Source organism: Tautonia sp. JC769 (genome assembly GCF_040717455.1).
Lineage (GTDB): Bacteria > Planctomycetota > Planctomycetia > Isosphaerales > Isosphaeraceae > Tautonia.
The window spans coordinates 40,645-46,759 of the sequence record NZ_JBFEFH010000040.1; the positions used below are offsets into that span (position 1 = coordinate 40,645).

Annotated in this window: 4 protein-coding genes; all 4 read right to left on the bottom strand. The window is 68.1% G+C overall.

What is annotated here, in order from left to right:
• Positions 1-571: 571 nt before the first annotated feature.
• Positions 572-3,397 (bottom strand): aconitate hydratase, encoded by a 2,826-nt coding sequence (locus AB1L88_RS25220; protein WP_367099480.1) that lies wholly within the window; start codon positions 3,395-3,397, stop codon positions 572-574.
• 346 nt (positions 3,398-3,743) lie between these two features.
• Positions 3,744-4,166, bottom strand: a complete 423-nt coding sequence (locus AB1L88_RS25225) for a hypothetical protein (RefSeq protein ID WP_367099481.1) — start codon at positions 4,164-4,166, stop codon at positions 3,744-3,746.
• A gap of 843 nt (positions 4,167-5,009) precedes the next feature.
• Positions 5,010-5,468, bottom strand: coding sequence for a DUF2262 domain-containing protein (locus AB1L88_RS25230; protein ID WP_367099482.1), 459 nt, complete (start codon positions 5,466-5,468; stop codon positions 5,010-5,012).
• A 110-nt stretch (positions 5,469-5,578) separates the two neighbouring features.
• Positions 5,579-6,043: a hypothetical protein gene (locus AB1L88_RS25235; protein ID WP_367099483.1), complete on the bottom strand. Its 465-nt coding sequence runs from the start codon at positions 6,041-6,043 to the stop codon at positions 5,579-5,581.
• Between the last annotated feature and the right edge of the window lie 72 nt (positions 6,044-6,115).

Sequence of the window (6,115 nt, forward strand, 5' to 3'; positions counted from 1 at the left end):
AACCGGCCAACGGTCCACCAGTCGCTGCCAGAGAGAAGGCATTCTATACAAACCGGGGGCTTCCCTGCCAGTCAGGGCGCATCGGGCGTGAAAGGAGTCGGCCGGCGAGGGCCGGGGGCCTCGGATCGGGGCCCCGTCCCGGCAGGCCCGGGCCGCCTTGCCCGACCTCGCCCGCACGGGAGTCCCCGTCGATGCCGGGCGACCCGATCCGAAGCGACCGGGGCCGCGTCCCGCCCCGATCCCATCCGATCGGGAAACGATCCCGGCCCGCTCCACTCCGGGGCGGATCGCCCCACCGATTCCGAACGCAAGACGTGCCGTCCGCCGAATCGCCAACCCCCGAAGGAGCCTCGACCGCTGACGACCCGATCCGCCCCCCTCCTCCTGGGCCGGCCGTCCCTCCTGGGGGCGATTCGAAGGAATTCGAACCGAATCCCGGGGAAACGGCCGGTCGAATCGGCCGGGCAATCGATCGAGAAGACGGTCGGTCGGTCGGCCTTTGCAGGCGGTCGGCCCGTCGGGAGGGCGACGGGGCGCGTTGCTTCTCATGGAACAGCGCGCCCCGCGTGAGTCAGCTCTGCCGCGCCTTCACAAGCTGGCGGAGCACGAAGGAGAGGATCCCTCCGTGCTCATAGTACTTGATCTCCTGCGGCGTGTCGATCCGAACGGTCGCCGGGAATCGCACGGTCGAGCCGTCGGCACCCGTGGCCACGACCTGCACCTCGCGCCCCTCGGCGAATTTCGCGTCGAGCACCTTCCGCAGGCCTTCAATCGCATAGGTTTCCTCGCCCGTCAAGCCGAGCGACTGCGCATTGTCCCCCGCGCCGAACTGCAAGGGCAGGATCCCCATGCCCACCAGGTTCGACCGGTGGATCCGCTCGAAGCTCTCGGCGATCACCGCCCGGACCCCCAGCAGCCGAGGCCCCTTGGCCGCCCAGTCGCGCGACGACCCCGAGCCGTACTCCTTGCCCGCGAGGATGATCAGCGGCACCCCCCGACTCCGGTATTCCTCCGAGGCGTCGAAGATCGTCGTCACCTCCCCCTCGGGCAGGAGCCGGGTGAAGCCCCCCTCGGTCCCCGGGGCGAGCTGGTTCCGCAGGCGGACGTTGGCGAACGTGCCGCGGACCATCACCTCGTGGTTCCCTCGTCGCGAGCCGTACGAGTTGAAGTCCTTCGCCTCGACCCCGTGCTCCCTCAGGTACGTCCCCGCCGGGCTCTGCACCTTGATCGCCCCGGCCGGCGAGATGTGGTCGGTCGTGATGCTGTCCCCCAGCACCGCCAGGACGCGGGCCCCGGCGATCTCCTGCACCGGGTCCGGCTCGACCCCCATCCCCTGGAAGTACGGCGGGTTCTTCACGTAGGTCGAGGCGTCGTCCCAGGCGTACAGGTCCCCCTCGGGGGTCGGCAGGCCCTTCCAGCGCTCGTCACCCTCGAACACGTCGGCATACTTGCGCCGATACATCTCGGCCCGGACCGACTTGAGGATCGTCTCCTGCACTTCCTTCTGGGTCGGCCAGATGTCCTTCAGGAACACCGGCTGGCCGTTCGTGTCGCTGCCGATCGGCTCGCTCGTCAGGTCGATGTCGATCGTCCCGGCCAATGCGTAGGCGACGACCAACGGCGGCGAGGCCAGGTAATTCGCCCGCACCTCCGAGTTGATCCGCCCCTCGAAGTTCCGGTTGCCCGAGAGGACCGAGACGGTCACCAGGTCGTCTTCCTGGATCGCCTGGGTGATCTCCTTCGACAACGGCCCCGAGTTGCCGATGCAGGTCGTGCAGCCGTAGCCGACGGTGTTGAACCCGAGCGCGTCGAGCGACGCGGTCAGCCCAGCGTCGTCCAGGTAATCGGTCACCACCTTCGAGCCGGGGGCCAGGCTCGCCTTGACCCACGGCTTCGGCTTCAGGCCGCGCTCGGCCGCCTTCTTCGCGACCAACCCGGCGCCGATCATCACCGAAGGGTTCGACGTGTTCGTGCAGCTCGTGATCGCCGCGATCACCACCGAGCCGTGCGTCAGGTGGCCATTGCCGTTGCGCAGGGGGTGGGTCTGGGCGGCCGGGGCCTGCGGGTCCTCGGTGCCGGGGGCGACGCCGCCGCCCCCCTCGGATTCGAGCCGATCCTCGCTCTTCGGGTCGGTCGTGGCCCCGCCGCCGGCCTTGCGGGCCTTCTCGGCGGCGGCCAGCGCCGTCGGCGAATCCTGGATCATCTGCGAGAGGACGTGCGCGAAGCCGCTCTTGACCTCCCCCAGGGTCACCCGGTCCTGCGGGCGCTTCGGCCCGGCCAGGCTCGGCACGACGGTCGAGAGGTCCAGCTCCAGCACGTCGGTGAAGTGCGGCTCCGGGGCGCCGGCCGTGCGGAACATCCCCTGTTCCTTGCTGTACGCCTCGACCAGGCGGATCAACTCGCCCGGCCGGCCCGAGAGTTCCAGGTAGCGGAGCGTCTCGGCGTCGATCGGGAAGATGCCGCAGGTCGCGCCGTACTCGGGGGCCATGTTGGCGATCGTCGCCCGGTCGGCCAGCGGCAGGTGATCGAGCCCGTCGCCGAAGAACTCGACGAACTTGCCCACCACCCCCCGACGCCGGAGCATCTGCGTGACGGTCAAGACCAGGTCGGTCGCCGTCGCCCCCTCCGGCAGTTTCCCGGCCAGCTTGAAGCCGATGACCTGCGGCACGAGCATCGACACCGGCTGGCCCAGCATCGCCGCCTCGGCCTCGATCCCGCCGACGCCCCAGCCCAGCACGCCCAGGCCGTTGATCATCGTCGTGTGCGAGTCGGTCCCGACCAGCGTGTCGGGATAGGCGATCGTCGTCCCGTCCTCCTCCCTCGTGAAGACGACCCGCGCCAGGTATTCCAGGTTCACCTGGTGGACGATCCCCGTCTCCGGCGGCACGACCTTGAAGTTCTCGAACGCCTTCTGGCCCCACCGCAGGAAGGCGTAGCGCTCCCGATTCCGCTCGTATTCCAGCTCCGTGTTGTGCAGGAGGGCCAGCTTCGTCCCGGCCTCGTCCACCTGCACCGAGTGGTCGATCACCAGCTCGGCCGGCTGCAGCGGGTTGATCCGCTTCGGGTCGCCGCCGAGCCGGCTCATGGCGTCTCGCATGGCGGCCAGGTCCACGACCGCCGGCACCCCCGTGAAGTCCTGCATCAACACCCGAGCCGGCCGGAAGGCGATCTCATCCTTCGGCTCGGCCTTCGGGTCCCACTTCGCCAGGGCCAGCACGTCGTCGGCCGAGACGGTCAGGTCGTCCTCGCACCGCAAGAGGTTTTCCAGCAAGATCTTCAGCGAAAACGGCAGGCGGGCCAGGTCCACCCCCTGCCCGCTCAAGGCATCGAGGCGGTGAATTTGATACGGTCGGCCATCAACCTGAATGGTCGCTCGACTCTGAAAACTGTCGGCCATCGGAGGCAGCCCTCGGGCAACATCGGTTCGTTCGGAGATCGTCAGTTCACGTCAACCCATCGCGGACTCGAAAGCCCCATCATAACGATCCCGACGATCCCCTCCCAGATTGCAGCCCCGTTCGGCGCCCCCTGGCCAGCCTCGCACCAGTGTCTCGGCCTGAGAACCTCGCGTCGGAATCGCAACCCCTCATCCCGGCGAGCGCCCCCCAAACCCCTCCCTCCCCTCTCTGCGTCCTTGCGTCTCTGCGCGCGATCCCCATTCCCCGATCCCCGGCTCGAATGCCCCCCCGTCCCGCCCCGGCCCGTCGACGGTGCGTTCTTGACATCAGAGGCCATGAGAGCGGTTAGGCGTCGAGGCTCCGGTCGAACAATCCAGGGGCCGGCGATATCGCTTCGAACTCCGGCCTACGGCGGTGGTCCCTCGGGAAGAAGAAACGCAACGCCGACCCCACGAGAAGGAGAATGACCAGGTTCAGAAACGCGAGGAACGGCGCCTGCGTGCTGAAGGCCAGGACGTGGAGGCCCGCGACGACCAAGAACAGTATGAACACCCAGCGCCAGCCGCGGATCAAGCCGACGATGAAGAGGCACTTGGCGGCGAGCCAGATCGCTGCCGCCGGCTCCCGCGGAATCGACAGAAGATTCCCGACGCCTTCCAAGCCGAGGAGGACCACGGTGACCCAGATCTGCCAGGGCACCTCAGGAGATGAACTGGCGGGGACCGACGCGGCCGGGCAAGTACCCGTTTTATTGTGTTTCGTGGCCACGTCTGACCTCCCCAGCGGGCGCGAGCATGCCGGTACCGTCCGCGGAAGGATGTTCGTCGAACGCCGCAGTCTATTCGCGACGAACGCCGCCTCAAGAATCCAAGTCAGCCGCGGGGCCGCCCCGAGGGTCACCTTGAGGCGGCCGGGCGAACTCCCCGGGCACCGCACCGAGGAGCCCCACGATCAAGCCCTCCATCATCGGCATCGACCCCGGCACGTTCAAGGGCGCCACCTGCGTCGACGACCCCGAGACCACCGAGGCGACCTCCGCCACCCTCCCCACCGACCCCGAGGCCCCGAGGAAGGCCCTCGACCGCGTCCGCCCCGACCTGGTCGTCTCCGAGGCCTGCACGAACCGGGATCGACCCGACCCGAATCACCCCCGATCGGCCCTTCGCCGATCGGCCCGAGATCATCGGCCCCGCCGCCGAGCCATTTCCTCACGGGACACGTTCAGACGTGAGCCAATCGCAATGAGAGGCCGGCCGGCGGGCCGCGGGTGAGTGTCTGGGGCGCGGACGCCCGCCGGGACCAGCTCCCCCCGGGCCTCCGCCGCGAGGCGACGCCGCCGATCGTCCCCCCTCACGCCGACCCCCGAGAGCGGTTTGCGAGCCGATGCCCCCGACGCATCGCGACTCACCCATCCGCCCCCCCCGCGCCGCCTGCGTCCCGGTCCGATCCGTCGCGCCGAGCCATACCCCGAACCCGGTCAGGCCCCCTTCCCCCTGCCACGGCCCGTCCAAGGTGCGCTCTTGACATCAGAGGCCATGAGAGCGGTGAGGCGACGGCAGTATCGACGGGAAGCCGGACGATGACGACCCTACCCGAGCGAGGCACCGATCATCAGCCCGGCGTATCGTAATCGACGAACGCACCGTTCCTGTCCATAAACAATTGGAGCCCGTGGCCGGTGAACACCTCCCCGGCCGTGTACCAGAACGTCGCCCTGCCATCCGCATGTGCTGTAATAAAATCGAGCTTCAGATGATCGGCCAGTATCGTGGCGTCCAGCCAACGGGGCTGGTCGGCCCGCCAGGCTTCTGCCCACTCGGGTATCACGTGTCTTTCAAGGTATGTCTTCGCCTTCTCACAGATCGACGGGTATTCGGCGAGGATCTTCCTGACAACGGCGATGGTAGAGGCAATTTCCAACTCGGCATCCGAGTAGAGGTCAACCTCGACCCTCCTACCGCCCAGTTCGACTTCGGCGGAATACTCGTCGAGTTCGGGATTGAGCGAGCGGGCGAACCTGATGTCACCAATCACTGGGTCCCGCGACCCCTTTTCGCGTTGGTTCGCCATCCGTGCGCCCTTCCCCGCCTAACGACCAAGCTCAGCGGACCGGCCCGCCGAGGGTATGCTGTGACTGACCAGGAAGCGCCGCAGCGGGCCGGGTCCGCTGCAGCGCGAGGTTAGGCGGGCTCGCACAACCCCAGGCGACAGGCGAACTCCGCGAAGGTTCCGGCCACCTCCCGCCAGATGCAGCCAGCCGAACCGGGCAACCACTCGCTCGCCACCACCCGAGGATTCACGGCGGAGGACCGATAGTCAAGCGCGATCCCCACATCGTCGCCCGGGAAGCGGTTCACCGCGACGAAGGCGGCCCGCTCGATGTCCAGCCACGGCAGGTCGACTGCACTTGCCGAGGTACGGCCCCGCGTCACGTGGAAGAGAGCAGAAATTTGCGGGTCGCCCGCGAGCGAGGGGCGTGACTCCCGCCTCATCGCCTCGATCTGCAGGAAGTCCAACGGATCGTTCAGGAACGGGATCGCGGACATCAAGGTGTCGTCGCCGGGATGTCGCCAGCGGCCCGCTTCGATGAGAGAGACGAGGAGCGGCGGGAGCGGTAGGCCGTTCACCTTCAGGCGAGCGCCCATATGATGGCCCCGTGCCGCCTAACGAACAAGCTCAGCGGACCGGCCCGCCGAGACAGAGCTTGAAGATACCAA

Excerpts from the sequence above, each read along its gene's own strand:
- AB1L88_RS25230 (WP_367099482.1), bottom strand. The coding sequence starts at position 5,468 with ATGGCGAACCAACGCGAAAAGGGGTCGCGGGACCCAGTGATTGGTGAC.
- AB1L88_RS25235 (WP_367099483.1), bottom strand. The coding sequence starts at position 6,043 with ATGGGCGCTCGCCTGAAGGTGAACGGCCTACCGCTCCCGCCGCTCCTC.
- AB1L88_RS25220 (WP_367099480.1), bottom strand. The coding sequence starts at position 3,397 with ATGGCCGACAGTTTTCAGAGTCGAGCGACCATTCAGGTTGATGGCCGA.